General features: G+C 70.2%; 21 protein-coding genes and 1 pseudogene. 3 read left to right on the top strand and 19 right to left on the bottom strand.

The window, feature by feature from the left end:
• Positions 1 to 253: 253 nt before the first annotated feature.
• Positions 254 to 2,065, bottom strand: a complete 1,812-nt coding sequence (gene ggt, locus L324_RS38750) for a gamma-glutamyltransferase (RefSeq protein ID WP_037320867.1) — start codon at positions 2,063 to 2,065, stop codon at positions 254 to 256.
• Between the two features lie 98 nt (positions 2,066 to 2,163).
• Here ggt and L324_RS38745 point away from each other — a divergent pair, with 98 nt between their 5' ends.
• Positions 2,164 to 3,561, top strand: coding sequence for a pyroglutamyl-peptidase I (locus L324_RS38745; protein ID WP_037320865.1), 1,398 nt, complete (start codon positions 2,164 to 2,166; stop codon positions 3,559 to 3,561).
• 84 nt (positions 3,562 to 3,645) lie between these two features.
• Here L324_RS38745 and L324_RS38740 read toward each other — a convergent pair whose 3' ends face one another.
• The 13 genes from L324_RS38740 to pyrR all read right to left on the bottom strand — a co-directional run bounded on the left by L324_RS38740 (position 3,646) and on the right by pyrR (position 18,480).
• The gene (locus tag L324_RS38740) at positions 3,646 to 5,769 is read right to left on the bottom strand and encodes a primosomal protein N' (RefSeq protein ID WP_152547131.1); all 2,124 of its coding nucleotides are present in this window, start codon (positions 5,767 to 5,769) and stop codon (positions 3,646 to 3,648) included.
• Positions 5,770 to 5,999: 230 nt separating this feature from the next.
• Positions 6,000 to 7,202 carry a methionine adenosyltransferase gene (gene metK / locus L324_RS38735; RefSeq protein WP_037321159.1) on the bottom strand — a complete coding sequence of 401 codons (1,203 nt, stop codon included), beginning with the start codon at positions 7,200 to 7,202 and terminating at the stop codon, positions 6,000 to 6,002.
• A 96-nt stretch (positions 7,203 to 7,298) separates the two neighbouring features.
• The gene (gene coaBC / locus L324_RS38730) at positions 7,299 to 8,519 is read right to left on the bottom strand and encodes a bifunctional phosphopantothenoylcysteine decarboxylase/phosphopantothenate--cysteine ligase CoaBC (RefSeq protein ID WP_037320860.1); all 1,221 of its coding nucleotides are present in this window, start codon (positions 8,517 to 8,519) and stop codon (positions 7,299 to 7,301) included.
• The gene (rpoZ, locus tag L324_RS38725; protein ID WP_037320858.1) at positions 8,512 to 8,778 is read right to left on the bottom strand and encodes a DNA-directed RNA polymerase subunit omega; all 267 of its coding nucleotides are present in this window, start codon (positions 8,776 to 8,778) and stop codon (positions 8,512 to 8,514) included. The genes coaBC and rpoZ overlap by 8 nt, the downstream gene beginning before the upstream one ends.
• Entirely contained in the window at positions 8,775 to 9,431 is a 657-nt protein-coding gene (gene gmk, locus L324_RS38720; RefSeq protein WP_051174370.1) for a guanylate kinase, read from the bottom strand. Before gmk ends, rpoZ begins: the two co-directional genes overlap by 4 nt.
• On the bottom strand, positions 9,428 to 9,745 hold the full coding sequence (gene mihF / locus L324_RS38715; protein WP_003096398.1) for an integration host factor, actinobacterial type: 318 nt from the start codon (positions 9,743 to 9,745) through the stop codon (positions 9,428 to 9,430). Before mihF ends, gmk begins: the two co-directional genes overlap by 4 nt.
• 107 nt (positions 9,746 to 9,852) lie before the next feature.
• A complete protein-coding gene (gene pyrF / locus L324_RS38710) occupies positions 9,853 to 10,692 on the bottom strand; it encodes an orotidine-5'-phosphate decarboxylase (protein ID WP_037320856.1) in 840 nt (279 codons plus the stop codon).
• On the bottom strand, positions 10,689 to 14,003 hold the full coding sequence (gene carB / locus L324_RS38705; RefSeq protein WP_037320854.1) for a carbamoyl-phosphate synthase large subunit: 3,315 nt from the start codon (positions 14,001 to 14,003) through the stop codon (positions 10,689 to 10,691). Before carB ends, pyrF begins: the two co-directional genes overlap by 4 nt.
• A complete protein-coding gene (carA, locus tag L324_RS38700) occupies positions 14,003 to 15,136 on the bottom strand; it encodes a glutamine-hydrolyzing carbamoyl-phosphate synthase small subunit (protein WP_037320852.1) in 1,134 nt (377 codons plus the stop codon). Before carA ends, carB begins: the two co-directional genes overlap by 1 nt.
• Positions 15,136 to 15,645: a PH-like domain-containing protein gene (locus L324_RS38695; protein ID WP_037320850.1), complete on the bottom strand. Its 510-nt coding sequence runs from the start codon at positions 15,643 to 15,645 to the stop codon at positions 15,136 to 15,138. The genes carA and L324_RS38695 overlap by 1 nt, the downstream gene beginning before the upstream one ends.
• The gene (locus L324_RS38690) at positions 15,642 to 16,943 is read right to left on the bottom strand and encodes a dihydroorotase (protein WP_037320848.1); all 1,302 of its coding nucleotides are present in this window, start codon (positions 16,941 to 16,943) and stop codon (positions 15,642 to 15,644) included. The genes L324_RS38695 and L324_RS38690 overlap by 4 nt, the downstream gene beginning before the upstream one ends.
• On the bottom strand, positions 16,940 to 17,872 hold the full coding sequence (locus tag L324_RS38685; RefSeq protein ID WP_037320846.1) for an aspartate carbamoyltransferase catalytic subunit: 933 nt from the start codon (positions 17,870 to 17,872) through the stop codon (positions 16,940 to 16,942). Before L324_RS38685 ends, L324_RS38690 begins: the two co-directional genes overlap by 4 nt.
• Positions 17,869 to 18,480: a bifunctional pyr operon transcriptional regulator/uracil phosphoribosyltransferase PyrR gene (gene pyrR / locus L324_RS38680; RefSeq protein ID WP_037320844.1), complete on the bottom strand. Its 612-nt coding sequence runs from the start codon at positions 18,478 to 18,480 to the stop codon at positions 17,869 to 17,871. The genes L324_RS38685 and pyrR overlap by 4 nt, the downstream gene beginning before the upstream one ends.
• 260 nt (positions 18,481 to 18,740) lie before the next feature.
• Between pyrR and bldD the strand changes: the two genes are divergently transcribed.
• Entirely contained in the window at positions 18,741 to 19,229 is a 489-nt protein-coding gene (bldD, locus tag L324_RS38675; protein ID WP_003096372.1) for a transcriptional regulator BldD, read from the top strand.
• A 110-nt stretch (positions 19,230 to 19,339) separates the two neighbouring features.
• Here bldD and nusB read toward each other — a convergent pair whose 3' ends face one another.
• From nusB to L324_RS38660, 3 genes are read right to left on the bottom strand one after another with little or no spacing between them, the layout of a single operon-like run.
• Positions 19,340 to 19,804, bottom strand: coding sequence for a transcription antitermination factor NusB (gene nusB / locus L324_RS38670; protein ID WP_037320839.1), 465 nt, complete (start codon positions 19,802 to 19,804; stop codon positions 19,340 to 19,342).
• Positions 19,804 to 20,367, bottom strand: a complete 564-nt coding sequence (gene efp, locus L324_RS38665) for an elongation factor P (RefSeq protein ID WP_037320836.1) — start codon at positions 20,365 to 20,367, stop codon at positions 19,804 to 19,806. The genes nusB and efp overlap by 1 nt, the downstream gene beginning before the upstream one ends.
• Positions 20,368 to 20,405: 38 nt before the next feature.
• The gene (locus tag L324_RS38660; protein WP_037320835.1) at positions 20,406 to 21,497 is read right to left on the bottom strand and encodes a M24 family metallopeptidase; all 1,092 of its coding nucleotides are present in this window, start codon (positions 21,495 to 21,497) and stop codon (positions 20,406 to 20,408) included.
• A 441-nt stretch (positions 21,498 to 21,938) separates the two neighbouring features.
• Here L324_RS38660 and L324_RS38655 point away from each other — a divergent pair, with 441 nt between their 5' ends.
• Entirely contained in the window at positions 21,939 to 22,379 is a 441-nt protein-coding gene (locus L324_RS38655) for a B-4DMT family transporter (protein WP_037320833.1), read from the top strand.
• Here L324_RS38655 and L324_RS38650 read toward each other — a convergent pair.
• Positions 22,334 to 23,818 carry a glycoside hydrolase family protein gene (locus L324_RS38650; RefSeq protein ID WP_037320831.1) on the bottom strand — a complete coding sequence of 495 codons (1,485 nt, stop codon included), beginning with the start codon at positions 23,816 to 23,818 and terminating at the stop codon, positions 22,334 to 22,336. The genes L324_RS38655 and L324_RS38650 overlap by 46 nt on opposite strands.
• Before the next feature lie 60 nt (positions 23,819 to 23,878).
• A pseudogene (locus L324_RS38645) lies at positions 23,879 to 24,280 on the bottom strand (VOC family protein); the annotation flags it as partial.
• Between the last annotated feature and the right edge of the window lie 62 nt (positions 24,281 to 24,342).

Genomic DNA, 24,342 nt, shown 5'->3' with positions numbered 1-24,342 from the left:
GCATCGGCCCGACCTGGTGCTTCGACCCTCGGTTTCGAGAGGTCAGGCGGGGTCCGGGCTCGTGAAGACCGGCGCAATCAGTCGACTGATTGCGAAGCGAGGTCGGGTCGCGGTGTCTCTCACCCTTCACGCGCGGTCGCCGTGGCCGGTGATGGTCCCGGAGTCCGTCTTGTCGTGCGCAGCGAGAGTCCACTGGGTACCTAAGCACCTCGCGACCTGGTCGGAGCCCCGCATTTAGCCGACTAATTGCGTTCTAGCGAGGCGGCCAGGGCAGCACGACGGCCGCCGAGCCGCCACCCCGCCGGGTCGGTTCGGCGGCGGCGAGCCACCGGCCGTCCCGCAGCCGTTCGACACCGGTCGCGGCGCCGATCTCCGCGGGCGCCGTCGAGAACCCCTGTCCCTTGGCCTTCAGTGCCGCGAGCACCTCGGTCTGGTCGAGGAACGCCTGCTCGACCTGCGCGGCCGCCGAGTTCCGCTGTGATGCGCGCGGTTCCGCGATCGCGTCGACCAGCTGGAGGCCGCGGTCGAGACGGCCGGTGAGGATCTGCAGCACCGTGGTGATGATCGACGCGCCACCGGGCGAACCGACGGCGAGCAGCGGCTTGCCGTGGTCGAGCACGATGGTCGGTGCCATCGACGAACGCGGCCGCTTGGCCGGGCCGGGCAGGTTCGGGTCGGGCACGCCCGGCGTCACCGGGGTGAAGGAGAAGTCGGTCAGTTCGTTGTTGAGCAGGAACCCCCGGCCCGGGACGACGATGCCGCTGCCGCCCTCCTGCTCGATGGTCAGCGTGTAGGCGACGACGTTGCCCCATTTGTCGGCGACCGTGAGGTGCGTGGTGTTCTCGCCCTCGTACGGCGTCGGCGCGGAGTTCGTCCCCGCCGCGCACGGCACCGGGTTCCGCGGGTCGGCGGGCGCGACCGGGCTCACGCCTGCTTTCGCCGGGTCGATCAGGCACGCGCGGCTGTCGGCGAACTTCTGGCTGATCAGTTCCTTCGCCGGGACGTCGACGAACGCCGGGTCGCCGATCCACCGGTTGCGGTCGGCGAAGGCGAGCCTGGTCGACTCCAGGAAGTAGTGCAGGTAGTCGGCCTTCTCCAGCTTGGAGAGCTTCGTGTTCTCGAGGATGTTCAGCGCCTCGCCGACGGTCAGCCCACCGGACGACGGCGCGGGCATGCCGTAGACGTCGAGGCCCCGGTACCGGGTCTTGGTCGGCTTCCGCTCGACGACACGGTATTTCGCGAGGTCCGCCGCGGTCAGGTCACCGGGACGGACCTTCAGCGCCGACGCGGGGTCGACCGGCGGCTTCCTCACCGTGTTGACGACGTCCGCGCCGATCGGCCCGCGGTAGAGGACGTCGGTGCCCTTCGCGGCGAGTTGCGCGTACGTGCCCGCGAGGTCCGGATTCTTGAACGTCGTGCCGACCGCGGGCGGCGCGCCGCCGGGCAGGTACAGCGACCGGGTCGAGGGGAACGCCGAGAAGCGGGCGGCGTTGTTGGAGATCTGGGTGGTGAAGGTCTGGTCGACGGTGAAGCCGTTGCGCGCGAGGTCCTCAGCGGGCTTGATCGCCTTCGCCAGCGACTTGGTCCCCCATTTGCGCAGGGCTTCCTGCCAGGTGGCGGGCGTGCCCGGCACACCGACGCCGAGCCCGCTGGTGACGGCTTCGGCGAACGGGATCGCCTTGCCGTTCTCGACGAAGAGGTTCTCGTTCGCGCTCGACGGCGCGGTCTCGCGGCCGTCGAGGGTGTGCACCTTGCCGGTGCGCGCGTCGTAGTAGACGAAGAAGCCGCCCCCGCCGAATCCGGCGGAGAACGGATCGGTGACGCCGAGCGCGGCGGCGGTCGCGACGGCCGCGTCGACGGCGTTGCCGCCCTCGCGCAGGATCTTCGTGCCGATCGCGGTCGCGTCCGCGTCGATGCTCGACACGGCGCCCAGATAGCCGACGGCGACCGGGGACTTCGGCGTCGGTGGAGCGGCCGAAGCGGTCCCCGGTACGGCGGCGCCGACCAGCGCGGCGATGGCGGTGACTGCGGTGATGCGTCCCAAAATGCTTCTGTGCGCGGCCATGGCGCGAGTCTGCCCCGCCTGTCCACCCCGGACAAGACCCGTCCACACCTGCGTTCGTCGGTAGTGCGGCCCCGCCGGGATGAGAAGAATGCGGTGCCATGAAGACTCCCGGCAGGCGCTGGAGCGCGCTCCTCCCGCTGCTCATCGCCCTTCCCGTGCTCGCGGTCCCCGGCGTCGCGCAAGCCGAGACCGCCCGCGACTGCTTCGACGGCTCGGCCGCGATCACCGTCGAGGAGAACCGCCTCACCGCGACGCTTCCGTCGGGCGGTCCCGCGGTCGGCCCGGAACTCGTCCGGCTCGCCGGATTCGACAAGCTCGTCTCCGACTTCACGACGCGTCTCTGCGCCACGAAGACCGCTTCGCGCGCCGAGAAGCTCGCTGAGACCGCCGGTGACGGGCTCTGGCGGACCGCCGTCGACCGCGCGCAGGGCCGTCGTCCCGATCTCGGCGGCATCGACAAGGCCGACGACCGCCCGCTGTACTGGGCGCGCTTGCAGATGAGCAAGGCGCTCCGGCAGTGGACACCGCGCTTCCCGCTGACGGCGCCCGCCCGGGCGAACCTGCTGAAGACCTTCGACCTCGGCGCCCGCGGCCTCGACGACGCCCGTTTCCCGCTCGGCCCGTCGCTGCGCCGCGTGCTGGTGAGCGGATTCGACCCGTTCACGCTCAACGGCGCGGGCGTCCGCATCGCGAACCCGTCCGGCGCGGCCGCGCTGCACCTCGACGGCAAGGTGATCCAGACCCCGGCCGGGCCGGCGCTGGTGCAGGCCGTGTCGTTCCCGGTGGTGTGGAGTTACTTCGACGCGGGCATCGTCGAGGCGGCCTACGGCGAGGCGCTGAAGAACCGTTTCCGCCGCCCGGAACTGATCATGACGATCAGCCAGGGCCGTCCCGGCCGGTTCGACATCGAGCGGTGGGCAGGCGCGTGGCGGGGTGGTTTCCCGGACAACCTCGACGCCTCGGTCGTCGGCCAGGTCCCGCCCGCGAGCGGCTGGCCGCAGCCCGCCGTCCAGTTCATCGAAACCACGCTGCCGTACGAAAAGATGCTCGCCGCGCCCGCCGGGGCGTACCAGGTGCTGTACAACCAGGCGTTCTGTGTCTGGCCGGACAGCACGAAACCGGGGACCGGGACCGCGGTCTGCCGGACCGACGCACCGAAGCCCGGTGAGATCGCGGCGTCCGGAGGCGGCGGTAACTACCTGTCCAACGAGTCGATGTACCGCAGCAACCGGCTCCGGACCGGGCTCGGCCTCGACGGTGTCGCGGGCGGGCACCTGCACACGCCGGTGCTCGGCACGCCCGCCGACCCGGCGGCCCTGACCGACGCCGATTTCGAGGCGCGGCGGGCGGCGATCTCGGCGCAGATCGTCACGCTGCTCACCGCCGCCCTGGGCGGCACCGCACCTACCCCCGCTCCGCCCGCCACTCCCACTACACCCACTCCGGGCGCTTCGCCCCGCGCCGACGTCCTCGCGGTCCCCGGCACAACCCTCTGATCCCCTGTATTTCGTCCTCTGGATGCGGTACTTGCACACGCAAGCACCGCATTCAGAGGACGAAATGCGGCAGTGGGCGGGGAGCTAGATGAGTTCCAGGGGGTCGAGCTGGATCCGGATGGGCTCGGAAGCCTTCCGGGCGTCCCGCCGGGCCGCGGCCGCGTGGACGGCGGCGGCGAGCGCCTTCCCCTGCGGACGGGCGACGCGCACCAGGGCGCGCTCGCGTTCGGCGTTGCCGTCCTCGTCGACCTCGCCGAGCGGCACCGGGCCCAGTACCTCGCCGGTGTCCGGGAGGGCGAGGTCGTCCAGCAGCCCGGCGACGGCGTCCGGGGTGCCCTCGATACTCGCCATCCGCATCGCGGGCGGGAAGCCGAGTTCCCGTCGTTCGGCGAGTTCCTGGCTCGCGTGCCAGCCCGGATCCCACCGCACCAGGGCCTGGACGACCGAAAGGCCCGCTTCCGCGCCGACGAACACGCGTCCGCCCTCGGTCCCCGGCCGCACCAGGGCCGCGGCCGCCATCCAGCGGCGCAGGGTCTCCTCCCCCGCGCGCAGGTCCTGCCGCCCCAGCAGCGCCCAGCCGTCCAGCAGCAGGGCGGCGCCGTAACCGCCTTCCGCGATCGGCTCGGCTCCGGGCGTGCACACCACCAGCGCCGGTTTTCCGGGCACCGATGCCAACACCTCCGACGCGCCCGAGGTCCGCACCGGGAATCCGGAGAACGCGCGGCCCAGCTCCTCCGCGGTCCGCTTGGAGCCGACGACGACCGCCCGCAGCCGCACGGAACCGCAAGCGGCGCAATGGAAGTTCGTCTCGGGGACGCCGCACCACCGGCAGGCGGGCGGCCTCGGCGCGCCGTCGATCAGGCCGCCGGGCAAGGAAAGCGGACCCGCGCAGCGACGGCAGTGCGCCGACGTCCGGCAGTTGCCGCAGGCGAGCCCGGGAACGTATCCGCGACGCGGAACCTGGACCAGGACGGGGAATCCTCCGGCCAGCGACTGCCGCGCCGCCTCGAAAGCGACCGAAGGAAGCCGTGCCGCCTTCGCCGCTTCGTCCCGCGCGACGTCGAAGTCCTCGCCGACGGGCGTGACGCGCGGCGCGGCGGCCCGCAGTTCGGGCCGGGCGGCGACGAGAGGCTGCGCCCAGCCCGACTCGACCAGGAACTGCGCCTCGGCGGTCCGCGCGAACCCGGCGACGAGCATCGACCCCTTCGCGGCGTGCGCGCGGTCCATCAGCACGTCGCGGACGTGGGGATACGGCGCGTGCTGGTCGAGGTGGACATCGTCGCCGTCGTCCCACACCACGAACAGGCCGGGGTCGGCGACCGGCGCGAACATCGCCGCGCGCGTGCCGACGACGACGCGCACCGCGCCGCGCAGCACCGCGAGCCAGCGGCGGTAGCGCTCGGCCGGGCCCAGCCCGGCGATCAACGCGACCACCGCGCCCTCCCCCAGCAAGGAAACGCACGCGTCGTGCAGACGCGTGAGATCACGGTGGTCGGGGACGACCATCACCACGCCGCGTCCGGCGGCCGCGGCCACCGCGGCGGCTTCGGCGAGGCGGCGCGGCCAGTCCTCACCCGGCAGGGCTTGCCAGACGGCGTTGGCCGGACGCCGTTCCGCGACGGCTTCGAGGAACGCCGGACCGCTCTGGTACTTCTCCCAGGCCGTGGTTTCGGGCGGCTCCGGCGTCGGCGCGGGTTCGGCGGGCGGTTCGGCCTCGACCTTCGCGTGCCGGGACGGGATCGCCAGCCGCAGGACGTCACTGAGCGTGCCGCCGTACCGGTCCGCGACCGACCGGCAGAGCGCGTGCAGCGCCGGGGGCAGCACCGGCTCGCTGGACGTCACCCTGTCGATATACGCGAGCTTCCCCGCGAACTCCGTGGTTTCGGCACGTTCGACGAGATACCCGTCGACGAGCTGGCCCGCGAACCGGACGCGCACCCGGCAGCCGGGGACGGCGGCCTCGTGCAGCTTCTCCGGGATCCGGTAGTCGAAGGTGCGATCGAGATGCGTGAGCGGGATGTCCACGACGATGCGCGCGACCGGGTTCTCGGGCGCCGGGTTCTGCGCTCCCCGGCGGCTGGCGGTCTTGGCGCGTGACGGTTTGGCCTTCCGCGCCGGCTCGGCCTTCGGAGGCTCCGGAAGCTCCCACAGCGGGGTCGGTTCGGAACTGCTGCTCACCCGGTGATCTCTACCAGACTCGCTCACCATGGGCTGTCACCGGCGTGACACGAACGGGACTTTCATGGCGCCTTTTTCATCCTGGGGTTCCGAGGCTGAAGGGCCCTTTCCCCTCATCTCACGCGGCGAAGGGCGCTTTCCCCGCATGCGATGCGGGGAAAGCGCCCTTCAGCCCCCGAGCCCCAACCAGGATGAGAAGTGCGGGACGTCGCAAGTAGTCGACTACTTGCCCCCTTTGGTCCGGTCCGGGGCGGTAGCGATCAGGCGCCCGCGGCCGACTTCAGATCCGCCGCGCGCGCCGTGCTCTCCCACGGGAGATTCAGCTCAGGACGGCCGAAGTGGCCGTACGCGGCCGTCGGCGCGTAGATCGGGCGAAGCAGGTCGAGGTCGCGGATGATCGCGGCCGGACGCAGGTCGAAGACCTCCGTGATGGCGGCCTGGATCTTCGACGGGTCGACCGTCTCGGTGCCGAAGGTCTCGACGAAGAGGCCCACCGGGGCCGCCTTGCCGATCGCGTAGGCGACCTGGACCTCGGCGCGCGAGGCGAGACCGGCGGCGATGACGTTCTTCGCCACCCAGCGCATCGCGTACGCGGCCGAGCGGTCGACCTTGGACGGGTCCTTGCCGGAGAACGCTCCGCCACCGTGGCGGGCCATGCCGCCGTAGGTGTCGACGATGATCTTGCGGCCGGTCAGGCCCGCGTCACCCATCGGGCCGCCGATGACGAAGCGGCCGGTCGGGTTGACCAGCAGCCGCACGTTGGAGGTGTCGAGACCCAGCTCGGCGATCTCCGGGGCGACGACCTGCTCGCGGACATCGACGCCGAGCATCTGCTCCAGGTCGATCCCGTCGGCGTGCTGGGTGGACACGACCACCGTGTCGAGCCGCACCGGCTGGTCGCCGGCGTACTCGATGGTGACCTGGGTCTTGCCGTCCGGGCGCAGGTACGGCAGCACGCCGTCCTTGCGGACCCGGGTCAGCCGCTGCGAGAGCCGGTGCGCCAGCGCGATCGGCAGCGGCATCAGCTCGGGGGTGTCCGAGCAGGCGTAGCCGAACATCAGGCCCTGGTCGCCGGCACCCTGGCGGTTGATCTCGTCCTCGTCGGACTCGACGCGGGACTCGTAAGCGGTGTCGACACCCTGCGCGATGTCGGGCGACTGGGAGCCGATCGCGACGTTGACGCCGCAGGAGTTGCCGTCGAAGCCCTTGGCCGAAGAGTCGTAACCGATCTTCAGGATCACATCGCGGACGATGGTCGGGATGTCCGCGTAGGCCTCGGTGGTCACTTCACCCGCGACGTGGACCTGGCCGGTCGTGATGAGCGTTTCGACCGCCACCCGGCTCCGGGGGTCCTTGGCCAGCAGGCCGTCCAGGATGGAGTCGCTGATGGCGTCGCAAATCTTGTCGGGATGACCCTCAGTCACCGATTCCGATGTGAACAGTCTGCTGGTGGACGCGGTCACGGTGGCCGTCACTTCCTCACCTAGACGTCTGATGCCCAGAAAGTTAGGCACCCCTTAGCTTGAACTCAAGCGTACTGACTATCGTTCGAGCGGCGGTCAACGCTTCATCAAGGTCACAACAGCGTCCCACAATGTGGACGCCAGTTCGGCCTTCGCGCCGAGCGGGATCGGGATCTCGGTCCCGTCCGCGCCGAGCAGCCAGCCCGAGTTGTCCTCGGTCCCGAACGCCTTTCCCTCACCGACGGCGTTCACCACCAGCAAGTCAGCACCCTTGCGCTTCAATTTGACCCTGGCGTGATCGAGTACGCCACCCTTGTCGTCTCCTGTTTCCGCGGCGAAGCCCACTACCAGCTGACCTTCTGCCCGGTTTCGCACCAGTTCGGCCAGGATGTCGGCGTTGCGCGCCAGTTCGACGACGGGGTCCGGCGTGTCATCGGACTTCTTGATCTTGTGCTCGGCCCGGTTCGACGGCCGGAAGTCGGCGACGGCGGCGGCCATCACGACGACGTCGGCGGAGGCGGCCTCGGCGTGCATCGCCCGGCGCATCTCCTCGGCGGTGGACACGTGGACGACCTTCGCGCCCGCCGGTTCCGGGAGCGCGATGGTGTGCGCGGCGACCAGCGTGACCTCGGCACCGCGCTGGGCGGCGACCCTGGCCAGCGCGTAGCCCTGTTTGCCCGACGAGCGGTTCCCCAGGTACCGGACCGGGTCCAGCGGTTCACGGGTGCCACCGGCCGAAATCGCCACGCGCACGCCTTCGAGGTCGCGCGGGAGGGCCTTCGGCACGGCGAGCAGGAGCCGGGCGAGGTCGACGATCTCGGCCGGGTCGGCCAGGCGCCCCTTGCCGGTGTCGGCCCCGGTGAGCCTGCCCGCGGCGGGTTCGGCGACGACCAGGCCCCGCGAGCGCAGCAGCGCCACGTTGTCACGGGTGGCCGGGTGCTCCCACATCTCGGTATGCATCGCCGGGAAGAAGGCGACCGGGCACCGGGCGGTGAGCAGGGTGTTCGTCAGCAGGTCGTCCGCGATGCCGTGCGCGGCCTTGGCGAGCAGGTTCGCCGTGGCGGGCACGACGATCACCAGATCGGCTTCCTTGCCGACGCGGACGTGCTGGACTTCGGGCACCTCGGTGAACACGCCGGTGTGCACCGGGTTCCCCGACAATGCCTCGAAGGTGGCCGCGCCGACGAAGTTCAGCGCGGCTTCGGTGGGGACCACGCGGACGTCGTGACCGGATTCGGTCAGTCCGCGCAGGACCTCACAGGCCTTGTAAGCGGCGATCCCGCCGCCTACGCCCAGTACGACGCGGGGCTTATTCACCCTCGGTGTGCTCGAGCAGGCCACCGTGGATCTCGCGCAGGGCGATGGACAGCGGCTTCTCGCGCGGACCCGGCTCGACCAGCGGGCCGACGTACTCGAGCAGGCCCTCGCCCAGCTGGGCGTAGTAGTCGTTGATCTGACGAGCGCGCTTGGCCGCGTAGATCGCCAACGCGTACTTCGAGCTGACCTTTTCGAGCAGGTCGTCGATGGGCGGGTTGGTGATGCCTTCGAGTTCTTCGTTCAGGATGGCCTGGGTCACTCGTGGTGCTCCGAATCTTCAAAGTTCTGGTCGCCGGTTATCAAGTTTAGCAACTGCTCGGCGGCGTCCCGCACGTCGGCGTTGACGACGCGCTCGTCGAACTCGCCGGCGGCGGCCAGTTCGCGTTCGGCCTCGGCCAGCCTGGCCTGCACGGCCGCCTGGTTCTCGGTGCCGCGGCCGGTCAGCCTGCCGACCAGTTCGTCCCACGACGGCGGCATCAGCATCACCAGCCGGGCCTCCGGCATCGCCTTGCGGACCTGCCGCGCGCCCTGGAGTTCGATCTCCAGAACCGCGTTGCGCCCGCCCGCCAGAGCCCGCTCGACGGGCTCCCGGGGCGTGCCGTAGCAGTTGCCGGTGAACTCGGCGTGCTCCAGCAGCCTGCCGTCGGCGACCATGCGGTCGAACTCGGCTCGGTCGATGAAGTGGTAATGCTCGCCGTCGACCTCACCCGGCCTCGGCTTCCGGGTGGTGACCGAGACGCTGAAATAGATCTCCGGATCCAGCTTGCGCAGCTCCCCCACCACGCTCGACTTCCCGACTCCCGAAGGCCCCGATACGACCGTGAGCCGGTGCCGGGAAAAAACTCCCGCCACCGGCTCACCGCCGCGGTCAGCGCCCGGGTTCACCGGGTGGTCCTGACCGTCGCCGCTCACTCGCCGCTGAATTCGGCCAGCAGCGCCTTGCGCTGCCGGTCGCCGAGGCCGCGAAGACGACGGCTGGGTGCGATCTCCAGTCGTTCCATGGTCTGCTGGGCACGGACCTTGCCGACGCCCGGAAGAGCCTCGAGCAGAGCCGAGACCTTCATCTTGCCGAGGACTTCGTTCTCCTCGGCCTGCTTCAACACGTCGACCAGAGTGGTACCGCCCCGCTTCAGCCGCTCCTTCAGCTCAGCACGGATGCGGCGGGCGGCGGCGGCCTTCTCCAGCGCCGCAGCGCGCTGTTCCTCTGTCAGCTGGGGAAGTGCCACGTTTTCCTCCGGTAGTTCTCAAATCTGGGTGGGTGTGGCGACGGTACCCACCCGTTACCTCGGCCCACAATGCGGGGGTGGCTGGTCATGACCGATTCCCGGGCCTGCTATTGGCCGTTTTCCAGGGGACCGAGGGAATCCCGTGTCCGCCGAACGGCCGCACGCAACGCCTCGGGGTCCGGTCCGTGCTTGAGGACGTCGCGAGACGACGCCGGGAGCACACCCGGGAGTCCTGGGCCGAAAAGGCCCCGGAGATCGGCCACGGTGGCTCCCTGGGCCCCGAAACCGGGCGCCAGGATCGGACCGTTCAGGTTGCTCAGATCGAGCTCCCCCGGCGCGATGGTGGCGCCGACGACGACACCGATGTCACCCAGCGGACCGACGCCCGCGTTGTACGCGGCCGCCGTGTCGACGATGTCCTGTGCGACGGTCTTTCCGTTGGGCAGCAAGGCGTTCTGCAGTCCCTGCGCCTCCGGGTTCGAGGTGCGCGCGAGCACGATCAACCCCTTGCCCTGTGCCTGCGCGACGTCGATCGCGGGCGCCAGCGAACCGAACCCGAGGTACGGCGACACCGTGATGGCGTCCGCCTCGAGTTCCGCGCCCGCGGGCAGGAACGCCGCCGTGTACGCCGCCATCGTCGAACCGATGTCGCCGCGTTTGACGTCCAGCAGGACGAGCGCGCCCGCTTCCCGGCACACCTTCATCGTCTTGGCCAGAACAGCGACCCCAGGAGGCCCGTAGGCCTCGAAAAAGGCCGACTGGGGCTTGATCACCGCGACCTCGGGCGCGATCGCCTCAGCGGCCGTGAGAGCGAACTTCTCCAGGCCCGCCGCGTCCGCCGGGAGACCCCACGCCCGGAGCAACCCCGGATGGGGGTCGATCCCGGCGCAGAGCGGTCCCTTCTCCGCGACCGCCCGCGCCAGCCTCGCCCCGAACCGTTCGGTCATGCCTTGGCCTTCAGCGCCGCCTGCAGGCTCTGCAGCGACCGCACGCCGATGTCGCCCTTGATGACGGCCTCTATCCCGTGCACGGCCGCCGCGGCGCCCTGCACCGTGGTGATGCACGGGATGTCCCGCGACACCGCGGCGGTGCGGATCTCGTAGCCGTCGATGCGCGGACCGCTGTTGCCGTACGGGGTGTTGATCACCATCTGCACCTCGCCGCTGAGGATGACGTCCACGACGTTCTGCTCCCCTTCGGCCGAACCTTCGTAGTGCTTGCGCACGACGGTGCAGGCGATCCCGTTGCGCCGCAACACTTCCGCCGTACCGGAGGTGGCGAGGATCTCGAAGCCGAGATCCGCCAGCCGCTTCACCGGGAACACCAGCGAACGCTTGTCGCGGTTGGCGACGGAGACGAACACCTTGCCCGACGTCGGCAGCGAACCGTAGGCCCCGGCCTGCGACTTGGCGAACGCCTTGCCGAAGGACACGTCGACGCCCATGACCTCGCCGGTGGACTTCATCTCCGGGCCGAGCAGCGAGTCGACTCCGTGGCCCTCGGGGGTGCGGAAGCGGTGGAACGGCAGGACCGCCTCCTTGACCGCGACCGGCGAATCGGCGGGCATGTGGCCCCCGTCGCCTTCGGCGGGCAGCAGGCCGCTCTCGCGGAGGTCCTTGATCGACGAGCCGGTCATGATCAGCGCCGCGGCCTTCGCCAGCGGCACCGCGGTGGCCTTGGACACGAACGGCACCGTCCGCGAGGCACGCGGGTTGGCCTCCAGGACGTAGAGGACGTCGTCCTTGAGCGCGTACTGGACGTTCAGCAGCCCGCGGACGCCGACGCCGCGCGCGATGGCCTCGGTCGAGCGGCGCACCGTCTCGATGTCGGTCCGGCCCAGCGTGATCGGCGGCAGCGCGCACGAGGAGTCACCGGAGTGGATCCCGGCCTCCTCGATGTGCTCCATGACGCCGCCCAGGTACAGCTCGTCGCCGTCGAAGAGCGCGTCGACGTCGATCTCGATGGCGTCGTCGAGGAAGCGGTCCACCAGCACCGGATGCTCGGGGGTGACCTCGGTGGCGCGGTGGATGTAGCCGGCGAGGGACTCCTCGTCGTAGACGATCTCCATGCCGCGTCCGCCGAGCACGTAGGACGGCCGCACCAGGACCGGGTAGCCGATCTTGTCGGCGATCCGCTTCGCGCCCTCGAACGAGGTCGCCGTGCCGTACTTCGGCGCGGGCAGCCCGGCGTCGGTGAGGACCTCGCCGAACGCGCCGCGGTCCTCGGCGAGGTGGATCGCGTCCGGGGAGGTGCCGATCACCGGGACACCGGCGTCGGCGAGGCGCTTCGCGAGCGAGAGCGGGGTCTGGCCGCCCAGCTGCACGATGACCCCGGCGACGGTGCCCGACTCCTGCTCGGCGTTGACCACTTCCAGGACGTCCTCGAACGAGAGCGGCTCGAAGTAGAGCCTGTCCGAGGTGTCGTAGTCGGTGGAGACGGTCTCGGGGTTGCAGTTGACCATGACGGCCTCGAAACCGGCCTCGCGCAGCGCGATCGCGGCGTGCACGCACGAGTAGTCGAACTCGATGCCCTGCCCGATGCGGTTCGGCCCGGAGCCGAGGATGAGCACCTTCGGCTTGTCGGACTGCGCGGTGATCTCCGACTGCGCGGCGGGGTCGGTCTCGTAGGCCGAGTAGTGGTACGGCGTCTTGGCCGCGAACTCGGCCGCGCAGGTGTCGACGGTCTTGTACACCGGCCGCACGCCGAGACGGCGGCGCAGCGCGCGGACGCCGTCCTCCCCGGCCAGTTCCGGCCGCAGCGCGGCGATCTGGCGGTCGGAGAGCCCGGTGCGCTTGGCGCGGCGCAGCAGCGGCTCGTCGAGCACCTGCGCGTCGCGGACCTCGGCGCCGACCTCGCCGATGAGGGCGATCTGGTCGATGAACCACGGGTCGATGCCCGAGGCTTCGTGGATCTCCTCGACCGTGGCGCCGAACCGCAGCGCCCGCTCGACCTCGTAGATCCGCCCGTCGTGCGGCGTGCGCAAAGCGTCCAAAATGGACTCCTTGGTCGCGCCTTCGGGATCGGGGCGGGTCCAGAAGCCGGTGGCCTTGGTGTCGATGGACCGCAGTGCCTTGCCGAGTGCCTCGGGGAAGCTGCGGCCGAACGACATCGCCTCGCCGACGCTCTTCATCGTCGTGGTCAGCGTCGGGTCCGCGCCGGGGAACTTCTCGAAGGCGAACCGCGGCACCTTCACCACGACGTAGTCCAGCGTCGGCTCGAAGGCCGCCGGGGTCTCGCCGGTGATGTCGTTGCGGATCTCGTCGAGCGTGTAGCCGATGGCGAGTTTCGCGGCGATCTTGGCGATCGGGAACCCGGTCGCCTTCGACGCCAGCGCGCTGGAGCGGGAGACGCGCGGGTTCATCTCGATGACGACCATGCGGCCGTCGGCCGGGTTGATCGCGAACTGGATGTTGCAGCCGCCGGTGTCGACGCCGACCTCACGCAGCACCGCGATGCCGACGTCGCGCATGTGCTGGTACTCGCGGTCGGTCAGGGTCATCGCGGGCGCGACGGTGACCGAGTCGCCGGTGTGCACGCCCATCGCGTCGATGTTCTCGATCGAGCAGACGACCACCACGTTGTCGTGCCGGTCGCGCATGAGCTCGAGTTCGAACTCCTTCCAGCCGAGGACGCTCTCCTCGATGAGCACCTCGGTGACCGGCGACTCGGTGAGCCCGGTGGAGGCGAGGCGCTCCAGTTCCGCGTCGGTGTGCGCCATGCCCGAGCCGAGCCCGCCCATGGTGAACGACGGCCGGATGACCACCGGGAGACCGACCTCGGCGACGGTCGCGCGGACCTCGTCCATGTCGTGGCAGACCCGCGAACGCGGCACCTCGGCGCCGATCGTGCGGACGATGTCCTTGAACTTCTGCCGGTCCTCGCCGCGCTGGATGGCTTCGACGTCGGCGCCGATCAGCTCGACGCCGTACTTCTCCAGCACACCGCGCTCGTGCAGGGCGACGGCGCAGTTCAGCGCCGTCTGCCCGCCGAGGGTCGCGAGGATCGCGTCGGGGCGCTCCTCGGCGATGACCTTCTCGACGAATTCCGGGGTGACCGGCTCGATGTAGGTGGCGTCGGCGAACTCGGGGTCGGTCATGATCGTCGCCGGGTTCGAGTTCACCAGCGAGACCCGCAGGCCCTCTTCGCGGAGCACGCGGCAGGCCTGGGTGCCGGAGTAGTCGAACTCGGCGGCCTGCCCGATCACGATCGGCCCGGAGCCGATGACCAGCACGTGCTGGATGTCTGTCCTCTTCGGCATTACTTGGCCTTCTCCATCAAGCTCACGAACTCATCGAACAGGGGGGCCGCGTCGTGCGGGCCGGCGGCGGCCTCGGGGTGGTACTGCACCGAGAACGCGGGGACGTCGAACGCGCGGACACCTTCGACGGTGTCGTCGTTCGGGCAGTAGTGCGAGATCTGCGCGGCGCCGAACGGCGTCTCGAACCGCTGACCCGGTTCGCCTTCGAGGGCGAAGCCGTGGTTCTGCGCGGTGATCGCGACCCGTTTCGTCGCCACGTCGATCACCGGGATGTTGATCCCGCGGTGGCCGTAGCGCATCTTGTAGGTGCCCAGGCCCAGCGCGCGGCCGAGGATCTGGTTGCCGAAGCAGATGCCGAACAGCGGGATTTCCCGCTGCAGCACGGCTTTCGTCAGCTCCGTCGCGTGCGCGGTGGTCGCCGGGTCGCCGGGACCGTTGGAGAGAAAGACACCGTCGGCCTCGACAGCGAGCAGTTCGTCCACAGTGGACGGCGAGGGCAGCACGTGCACCTCGATGCCGCGCGCGGCCATCATGCGCGGGGTGTTGGACTTGATGCCCAGGTCCAGCGCGGCGACGCGGAAGCGGGTCTCCCCCTGCGCCTTGACCACGTACGCCTGCTTCGTGGTGACCTCGCCGGCGAGGTCGGCGCCCTTCATCTGCGGGCTGGCCTTCACCTCGGCGAGCATCTCCTCGTCGGTGCCGAGCGCGTCACCCGAGAAGACGCCGGACCGCATGGCGCCCTGCTCGCGCAGGTGCCGGGTCAGCGTGCGAGTGTCCACTTCGGAGATCCCGACGACGCCCTGGCGCTCCAGTTCCTCGTCCAGCGTGCGCTTGGAGCGCCAGTTGGACGGCGTGCGCGCCGGGTCGCGGACGACGTAGCCCGAGACCCAGATGCGCGAGGACTCGTCGTCCTCGTCGTTCCAGCCGGTGTTGCCGATCTGCGGCGCGGTCTGGACCACGATCTGGCGGTGGTAGGAGGGGTCGGTCAGCGTCTCCTGGTAGCCGGTCATGCCGGTGCAGAACACCGCCTCGCCCAAGCTGCGGCCACGGGCGCCGTACGCGGAGCCGCGGAAGATCCGGCCGTCTTCGAGTACCAGCGCGGCAGGCGCACGGGTGCCGTTCACGGTGCTCATCAGGCACCTCCCTTGATGTCGTTGCGGGTGTCTTGCAAAGCTTCGATCCACTGTGGATAGTCGTCGACGTCGTCGCCGCGGAATCCGGTGTCCAGTTCGACGTCCCCGGCCAGCCAGGTGATGACGAGCAGCGCGTCGATGCCCATCACCTTCCCGGCCATCCCCTTGTCCTTGCGGACGCCGGTGACCGAGGCGCGCGGGATCCAGAAGTCCGGGGCGCCGCCGCGTTCGATGGCGATACCGTCTTCGTGCAACCGCCACACCGCTCCGGTGCGCAGCCCCGCGCCGCGCGTGACCACGCGGTCCTGCCAGTGCCCGGCGGTGGTCGTGCTGACGTAGAGACCGGTCGATTCGAGCAACGCCGCACCGGGGTCGGCGGGGATCTCGGCGAACGGCGGCACCTGGACGCTCTGGGTCCGCGACTTGCGCCGCCAGCCGCGCCACATCAGGAAGACGCAGAGCAGGAAGAAGGCGAAGACCGCCAGGGTCAGCAGGATCCGGTCGCTCATTGTGCGATCTTCCCTTCCCGTGCGGTGATCCGCCCGCGCAGCAACGTCGCCGTCACCACGCCGGGGAGCCGCATTCCTTCGTACGGGGTGTTCGCCGCGATGCTCGCGAACTCGGCTCCGCGCACGGTCCATTCGGTGTCCGGGTCCACCAGCGTCAGGTTCGCCGGTTCACCGACCTCGATCGGACGGCCGTGGTCGGACAGGTTCCCGATCTCGGCGGGCCGCTCGCTCATCACCCGCGCGACGCCCCGCCAGTCCAGCAGGCCGGTGCGGACCATGGTCTCGACCACGATCGACAGCGCGGTCTGGAGCCCGAGCATCCCGGGCCGGGCGGAACTCCACTCGCAGTCCTTGTCCTGGACCGCGTGCGGCGCGTGGTCGGTGGCGACGCAGTCGATGACGCCCTCGGCCAGCGCGGCGCGCAGCTTCTCGGCGTCGGACTCGGTGCGCAGCGGCGGGTTGACCTTGTTGACCGGGTCGTAGGTCGACAGCCGCTCGTCGGTCAGCAGCAGATGGTGCGGGGTGACCTCGGCCGAGACCCGGGTGCCGCGCTCCTTGGCCCACTTCAGGATGTCCGCGGTGCCCGAGGTCGAAACGTGGCAGACGTGCAACCGCGCGTTCGCGTGCTCGGCGAGCAGGCAGTCACGGGCGACGATCGACTCCTCCGCCGACGCGGGCCAGCCGGTGTAGCCGAGGCGCGCGGCGCGTTCGCCTTCGTGCGCCTGGGCGCCGACGGTCAGCCTGGGCTCCTCGGCGTGCTGCGCGATGACGACGCCGAGCGAGGTCGAGTACTCCAGCGCGCGGCGCATCAGCAGCGGGTCCGCGACGCAGAGGCCGTCGTCGGAGAAGACCTTCACCCGGGCCTCGGATTTCGCCATGGTGCCCAGTTCGGCGAGCTTCTCGCCCTTGAGCCCCACGGTGACCGCGCCGACCGGGTGCACGTCGACGAGCCCGGCCTCCTGGCCGCGCCGCCACACGTGGTCGACGATCACCGCGTTGTCGGCCACCGGATCGGTGTTGGCCATGGCGAACACCGCGGTGTAGCCGCCGAGCGCGGCCGCGGCCGAACCGGTGGCGATCGTCTCGGTGTCCTCGCGGCCGGGTTCGCGCAGGTGGGTGTGCAGGTCGACGAACCCGGGGAGGAGCACCTGGCCGCCCGCGTCGATGACTTCGACGGCTGTGTCGTCGCCGGGGACGTCGAGGGCACCGATGTCGGTGATGACGCCGTCCTCGACGAGCACGTCGACCGGATCGCCCTCGCCGTAGGGTCGGGCGCCCTTGATCAGGACGGTGGTCACGCGGTGGCTCCTTCGCTGGCGAGCAGGTGGTAGAGGACCGCCATGCGCACGTGGACGCCGTTGCGGACCTGTTCGGTGATGGCCGAGGCCGGGGAGTCGGCGACCGCCGAGGCGATCTCCATCCCGCGCAGCATCGGGCCGGGGTGCAGGACGACGGCGTGCTCCGGCAGCAGCTTCATCCGCCGTTCGTTGAGGCCGTAGGCGATCGAGTACTCGCGTGCGCTCGGGAAGAAGCCCCCGTGCATGCGCTCCGCCTGGACCCGCAGCATCATGACCGCGTCGAGGGCGGGCAGCTCGGCGTCGAGTTCGTGCGACACGGTGACCGGCAGGCTTTCCACGCCCGCGGGCAGCAGCGTCGGCGGCGCGACGAGCACCACCTCGGCGCCCAGCGCCGACAGCAGGTGGATGTTCGACCGCGCGACCCGGCTGTGCAGGACGTCGCCGACGATCCCGATGCGGCGGCCCTCCAGCGAGCCCAGCCGCTCCCGCAGCGTCGCCGCGTCGAGCAGCGCCTGGGTCGGATGCTCGTGCGTACCGTCGCCGGCGTTGACGACCGCCGTCCCCGCCTCGGCGAGCCAGCCCGAAAGCCGCTGCGCCGCCCCGGAGGCGGGGTGCCGGATGATCACGCAGTCGGCGCCGGCCGCGGCGAGCGTCAACGCGGTGTCCCGCAGCGATTCGCCCTTGTTGACCGAGGAACTGGACGCGGAGACGTTGATCACGTCGGCGCTCATCCACTTCCCGGCGATCTCGAACGAGACGCGGGTGCGGGTCGAGTTCTCGTAGAACAGCGTGATGACGGTGCGGCCCCGCAACGTCGGGAGCTTGCGGACCTCGCGGCCCAGCAGGGTGTGCTTGAGCTCTTCGGCGGTGTCCAGCACGGCTGTCGCGAGCGCCGGGTCGAGCCCGTCGGTGGCGAGCAGGTGCTTCACGATCGATCTCCTTCTGGTGAAGCGCTCTCGTTCAACGACCGCAGCAGAACCGTGTCCCGTCCGTCCACTTCGGACAACAGGACCTCGATCCCTTCGGCGCGCGAGGTGGGCACGTTCTTGCCCACGTAGTCGGCGCGGATCGGCAGTTCGCGGTGACCGCGGTCGACCAGCACGGCCAGCTGGACCGCGCGCGGGCGGCCGTGATCGCGCAGGGCGTCGAGGGCGGCGCGGATGGTGCGGCCGGAGAACAGCACGTCGTCGACCAGGATCACCACCGCGTCGTCGATCCCGGTCGGCGGCAGCTGCGAATGCTCGAGCGCGCGGGGCGGGCGGCGGCGGAGATCATCGCGGTAGAGCGTGATGTCCAGCGCGCCTGTCGGCGGACGGATGCCGGAGAACTCGGCGATCTTGTCCGCGAGCCGCAGGGCGAGCGGGGTACCCCGGGTGGGGATGCCCAGCAACACGGGTGGAGTCGAGCCCCCGGCACCGAGAGCGGTCTTCTCGATGACCTGATGGGCCATTCGGGCGATCGTGCGCGCGACATCGCCGGACGAGAGCAGCTCACGCTCTCCCGCCGGTTCCGCCGCGCCACGTGGACGTGACGACAAGGCGGACCTCCTTCCCCGCCTCTCTGGACGGGTCCTTAAAGGACGTCGACTTCCTGCGTGGCGAGGAAATCGAGTCGACACTAGCAGGAGCGGGCGCTCATTCTTACGGGTGGCGCGCCCCAGGTGACGAAGACCTCGCGAAAGCACCCGCTTGACCTGGTGACAACTATGCGTAACCATTACTCTGAGTATTCGACTCTAGGAGTCCCCTGGACCGGTCATCCCGACCGGTTGGGGGTGAGGAAACGGAGAACCACCAGATGGGCGATTACGCCAAGGCGCTCGGGGCCAAGCTCCGCGGGATCCGCCAGCAGCAGGGCCTGTCCCTGCACGGGGTCGAGCAGAAGTCCGGAGGCCGGTGGAAGGCCGTCGTCGTCGGTTCGTACGAGCGCGGCGACCGCGCCGTCACCGTGCAGAAGCTCGCCGAACTCGCCGATTTCTACGGTGTGCCGGTGGTCGAGCTGCTGCCGGAGGGACGGGTGCCGTCGGGCGCCGAGCCCGCCACGAAGATCGTCATCAACCTGGAGCGGCTCCAGCAGCTCCCCGCCGAGAAGGTCGGGCCACTCGCCCGCTACGCGGCCACCATCCAGAGCCAGCGAGGCGACTACAACGGCAAGGTGCTCTCCATCCGCACCGAGGACCTGCGCTCCCTCGCGATCATCTACGACATGACCCCCGGCGAGCTCACCGAGCAGCTGATCGACTGGGGTGTGCTGCCGCCGGAAGCTCGACCGTCCAAAGAGGACTGAAAATGGCGACGTTTTCGGTCCGGGGGGACCGGAAACGCCAGACGGCACCACCGAGCACGAGAACGGGCCGTGCCCTCGGCAGAGGACACGGCCCGTTGTAGTACGTCTTTCTAGAGAACGGCCCTGAGCCTGTCGGCGATCGTGCCGATCCGGCCGAGCACGCCGTTCACGAACCGCGGCGAGTCGTCGGTCGACAGCTCCTTCGCCAGCCCGACGGCCTCGTCGATGGCGACCGGGTCCGGCACGTCCTCGGCCCACAGCAGCTCGTAGACGCCGACCCGCAGCACCGCGAGATCCACCGGCGGCATCCGGTCCAGCGTCCAGCCCTGGGCGTGCTCGGACAGCAGCTCGTCGATCTGCGCCTTGCGCCCGGTGACCCCCTCGACCAGCGAGATCGTGTAGTCCCCGATCGGGTCGACCTCGACCGAACCGACGCGGTCCGCCAGCAGCGTCACCGCGTCGGCGCCGCGCTGGGCGGCCTCGTACATCATCTCGACGGCACGCTTGCGGGCCTGACGGCGGCTGATCGGCCCGCCGCGGTTCGGGGACTTGCCGGATTTACCTGAGTCGGCCATCAGCTGGAGACGCGGCCCAGGTAGCGGCCGTCACGGGTGTCGACCTTGATCTTCTCGCCGGTGGTGAGGAACAGCGGCACCTGGATCTCGGCGCCGGTCTCCAGGGTGGCGGGCTTGGTGCCACCGGTGGAGCGGTCGCCCTGCAAGCCGGGGTCGGTGTGCTGGACGAGCAGCTCGACCGAGGTCGGCAGCTCGATGTACAGCGGCACGCCCTCGTGCACCGCGACCTGGACCTCGGTGTTCTCGAGCAGGTAGTTCGCGTTGTCGCCGACGGTCTCGGCCAGCACGGTGATCTGGTCGTAGGTCTCCGAGTCCATGAACACGAAGTCCTGACCTTCCTTGTACAGGTAGGTCATGTTCCGGCGGTCGACGGTGGCCGTATCGACCTTCGTGCCCGCGTTGAAGGTCTTGTCGACGACCTTCCCGGTCAGCACGTGCTTGAGCGTCGTGCGGACGAACGCGCCGCCCTTGCCCGGCTTGACGTGCTGGAACGCGGTGACGGTCCACAGCTGGCCGTCGAGGTTGAGGACGAGCCCGTTCTTCAGGTCGTTGGTGGTGGCCACGAGTGTGCAGTCTCCTGTGTCGATCTTCCGGGCCGCCGTCAGACGACCACGAGTTCCTTGGTGCTCAGTGTGAGGAGTTCGGGCGTACCTTCCCGCACGACCAGCGTGTCCTCGATGCGCACGCCACCGCGGCCGGGCAGATACACACCAGGCTCGACGGTGACCGCCATACCGGCGGTCAGTGTACCGACGCCCGTGGTAGCGAGACTGGGCGCCTCGTGCACCTGCAGTCCGACGCCGTGGCCGAGGCCGTGACCGAACTCGTCGCCGCGTCCCGCGTCGACGATGACACCGCGGGCCGCTTTGTCCACTTCGGACACCTTGGCACCGGGGAGGACGGCTTCGCAGCCCGCCGCCTGCGCGCGCTGGACCAGCTCGTAGACCTCCTCCTGCCACGCCGCGGGCTTGCCGAGCACGAAGGTACGGGTCATGTCGGAGTGGTAGCCGTCGACCGTCGCGCCGAAGTCGATCTTGACGAAGTCGCCGGTCGCGAGCACGGCCGAGGTCGGCCGGTGGTGCGGGATCGCGGAGTTGGCGCCCGCCGCGACGATCGTGTCGAACGACGGCCCGGTCGACCCGTGGCCGAGCATGCGGTTCTCCAGGTCGCGGGCGACGTCCAGCTCGGTGCGGCCCGGCCGCAGCCCGCCGGCGGAGACCAGGTCCTCCAGCGCCCGGTCGGCCGCCGCGCACGCCTGGCGCAGCGCCTCGATCTCCTGCTCGTCCTTGACCAGCCGCAGCTGCTCGACGAGCCTCGGCGTCCTGACCAGCTCGACGCGGTCGAAGCGCACCTTGAGGTCTTCGTGCTGCTCGACGCTGACGTGCTGGCTCTCGAACCCGGCCTTGCCGAAGTGTTTTTCGGCCGCCAGATCGGCGAGCTTCGCCGCGCTCGCCCGGTCGAGGACCCGTTCGAGGTCAGGAACCTCTGTCGCCGCCTGGACCGTGTAGCGGCCGTCGGTGCAGAAGATCGTCTTGTCGTCGCCGCCCTCGTGGACGAGGAGAGCGGCGTTGGACCCGGTGAAGCCGGTCAGGTACCTGATGTTGAGCAGGTCGGTGACCAGCAGCGCGTCCACCCCGGAGTCGGCCAGCAGGGAACGCAGCGCCGCGCGGCGGCGAGAGAAGTATTCACGCACGTGATGGAGTTTAGGGGGTGGGCGCGGTACTGGCGGCCCGCTGCCGGACGGGGCGGTCCGTGAAGGCCTCTTAGGCGCTCGTGTTCGCTGACCTACTGGTGTGGCCGGGAGCGGAGGGTTCGGGACGGTGAACGTCTCGAACCCTCCACTTCTCTCCTCGTTGATGAAGGATCTGGGACGTTGAACGTCCCAGATCCTTCATCGACAGCACCCTGTTTCGTCTCCGCGCCGGGTGGACTTCCGGCGCGGTCGGGCGGGGAATCACCACCCGCGTGCAGCCGCGTGAAGGCCCCCTTCACGCGGCTGAGCCGAGGGAAGGGGCTTCACGCGCAGAGGACAGGGGTCCAGTGCATTCAGAGGACTGAATGCGTGGGGGCGGGCGGGTCGCTACTGGCGAGTTAAACTCTCCCAATGGCACCGTGGCTGACTCGTGGACTCGTGATGGCGCTGCTGCACGGCGTGGCCGTCACCGTGCTGGCCAAGTACGAGGTCTTCAACCCCACCGACAAGACCCTCGTCACCTCGCTCGCCCTCGCCGTCCTCGTCGGCGCCGCGGCGGGCTGGAGCGCCGTGGACGCCTGGCAGGGCAAACCCGAACGCGGCAGGAACTGGTTCATCGCGGCGCTGATCGCCGGCCCGGTCTCGGGTGTGCTGTACGTGATCGGCCGCGCGGTGTTCGTCGACCAGACCGGCGCCTCCGAACTCGGCGGCGCGCTCACCGGCGGCGCCGCCTTCTCGGCCCTGCTGGTGCTCATCCCGGCCGGGCTCGGCCTGTTCGTCGGCGGCCGGATCGGCAAACCCGCCGCGGAAGAAGAGGAAGACGACGAGGCCGAAGCTCAGCCCGCGAGCGAGAAACCGGCCGGGAAGCCGTCCCAGGCCTGATCGCTGATCTCCTCGACGGTCGAATCGTTCAGCGCCGCCGCCCCGGCGTCGGGCACGGCGAACAGCTTGCCGTCGAGCACCACCGCGACCCCCCGGCCGGGCGCGCGCACCATCTTCGCCCCGGCGCTCAGGCGCGCCGCCTGCGGGAACTTCTCGACCGCCTTGAGCCGCTGGTCCACCACCTCGCCCGCGAGCGCGGCCGCCACCGAGCGCCGGTCGACCCGCACCAGCCGCCCGTCGGCCACCAGGTCGATCGTCCGCTGCGGCGAAGGCATCGCGACCCCTTCGAACGCGGTCCGGATCCGGGCGTCGCCGTCGCAGGCCCGCGAACCGCGGACGTCCAGGCCGAAATGCCTGAGGTCGGTCGGCGCCCCCGCGCCGCCGACGATCGTGGCGCGGACGACGTCGAACGGGACCCGGTCGCAGACGTCGCCCGAGGAGAGCGGCGCGTGCCCGTCGGGCCGCCGGACCAGGCCGGGGCCCTCCTTCCAGGCGCCGGGGATGATCACCGGCCGGTACGGCTGCGCGGTGAAGTCCCTGGTCCAGAAGGTCAGCGTGGTGCCGGTGTCGGTCTCGTGCGCGATCACGAAGGCGTCGAGTGCGCCGACCCACATCAGGTCGGTGCTGAAGCCGTCGACCAGGGAGCGGGTGCGCGGCGAGATCGTGCTGGGCTTCGCCACGAAGCCCTGCTCCCCCAGCGTCTCCACGCCCTGGGTGAAGGCCGCGTCCTTGGCGCGCAACAGGAACTGCCCTGCACCGTTCCAGCCGGCGGCCTTGGCCGTGGTGTCGGTGAAGAGCACGTAGAACCAGCCGTCGAGGTACACCGCCGAGGGCTGGCCCGCGCCGTAGACGTTGGCGCGGTGCACGTCGTGCGACGGCCCGATGATCGGCCGCCCGCCGGCGGCCCGGGTCCAGGTGAGGCCGTCGGCGCTGGTGGCGAGGCCGATCGAGTTGCCGAGGGCGTGATCGCCCGCCGCGCCCGTGTAATACATGTAGTAGGTCGAGCCGACCTTGATCACCGACGGATCGCAGGTGTGCATGCCGTCGAAGCCGCCGGGAGCGCCGGAGAACACCGCGGCCGGACCGCCACCGGACGGGCCGGTGAACGGGCCGTCGAGCGACGGCGACTGCGCGTAGAGGATGTCGTCACCGGCGGGCTGGGCGCTGCCGTACTGGCTGCACCACCACATCCGGAGCTTGCCGCCGTCCCGCATCACGGTCGGGCCGTAGTTGTAGACCGCGTCCTGGTCGCCCGCGGCGACCACGGCGCCGCTCTGGCGCGGATCGGCCGTGGCGAGTTCGACGTCCATCGGCCGGGGCTTCTCCCCCGGCGTCTGCTGGGCCCCGCCGATCCCGCCGCCCTTGCCGTCGGCCTGGGACTGGGTGTGGCCGTCACTGCACGCCACGAGAATCGCGCCGGCCGCGAGGACGGCCACCACGACACGGGCGGGTCGCCGACCCCCACGAAAAAGGCGCATGATGGCCGAGTGTAGCGAGACTTAACCCGGCCGGGTGACGTCGCTCCCCTGTTGTGCGACCAACTCGACCTCGAAGCCATCGGTGTTTTCGAGGTACGCGGCGTAGTGGTGATCACCGCCCGCATACGGATACTTCTCCGCGAACATCGGCGACCAGCCGTGTTCGACGGCCTTCGCGGCGAGTTCGTCCACCCGATCGGGGGACTCGACGTGCAGCGCGAGGTGGTTCAGGCCCGGGTTGGTCCGCTCGTGCTTTTCGCCGCTGAGCGCGGGAGAGCACTCGACGACCAGATACGTCGTGCCGTGCTTCCAGCTGACCCCGGCGGGCCAGCGCTGGAACTCCCGCCAGCCGAGTTCGCCGAGCAGCCAGCCCCAGCTCTCCTCAGCGCGCGCGAGATCCGGTACCCACAGTTCGATGTGGTGCAATGCCGCTAAGTTAAGCGTGAAAAATACATTCCTCTTGTTGGTGGATTCGGCCCGCGTGT

This window comes from Amycolatopsis orientalis DSM 40040 = KCTC 9412 (assembly GCF_000478275.1).
GTDB lineage: Bacteria > Actinomycetota > Actinomycetes > Mycobacteriales > Pseudonocardiaceae > Amycolatopsis > Amycolatopsis orientalis.
This window is presented reverse-complemented; position numbering and strand designations above follow the sequence as displayed.

Bases quoted from the DNA above. Each gene is read 5' to 3' on its own strand.
- L324_RS38695 (WP_037320850.1), bottom strand. From the start codon at position 15,645: ATGAGCGACCGGATCCTGCTGACCCTGGCGGTCTTCGCCTTCTTCCTG.
- L324_RS38740 (WP_152547131.1), bottom strand. From the start codon at position 5,769: ATGGTGAGCGAGTCTGGTAGAGATCACCGGGTGAGCAGCAGTTCCGAA.
- L324_RS38655 (WP_037320833.1), top strand. From the start codon at position 21,939: ATGGCGCTGCTGCACGGCGTGGCCGTCACCGTGCTGGCCAAGTACGAG.
- pyrF (WP_037320856.1), bottom strand. From the start codon at position 10,692: ATGACCGAACGGTTCGGGGCGAGGCTGGCGCGGGCGGTCGCGGAGAAG.
- ggt (WP_037320867.1), bottom strand. From the start codon at position 2,065: ATGGCCGCGCACAGAAGCATTTTGGGACGCATCACCGCAGTCACCGCC.
- bldD (WP_003096372.1), top strand. From the start codon at position 18,741: ATGGGCGATTACGCCAAGGCGCTCGGGGCCAAGCTCCGCGGGATCCGC.
- nusB (WP_037320839.1), bottom strand. From the start codon at position 19,804: ATGGCCGACTCAGGTAAATCCGGCAAGTCCCCGAACCGCGGCGGGCCG.
- carB (WP_037320854.1), bottom strand. From the start codon at position 14,003: ATGCCGAAGAGGACAGACATCCAGCACGTGCTGGTCATCGGCTCCGGG.
- carA (WP_037320852.1), bottom strand. From the start codon at position 15,136: ATGAGCACCGTGAACGGCACCCGTGCGCCTGCCGCGCTGGTACTCGAA.
- L324_RS38745 (WP_037320865.1), top strand. From the start codon at position 2,164: ATGAAGACTCCCGGCAGGCGCTGGAGCGCGCTCCTCCCGCTGCTCATC.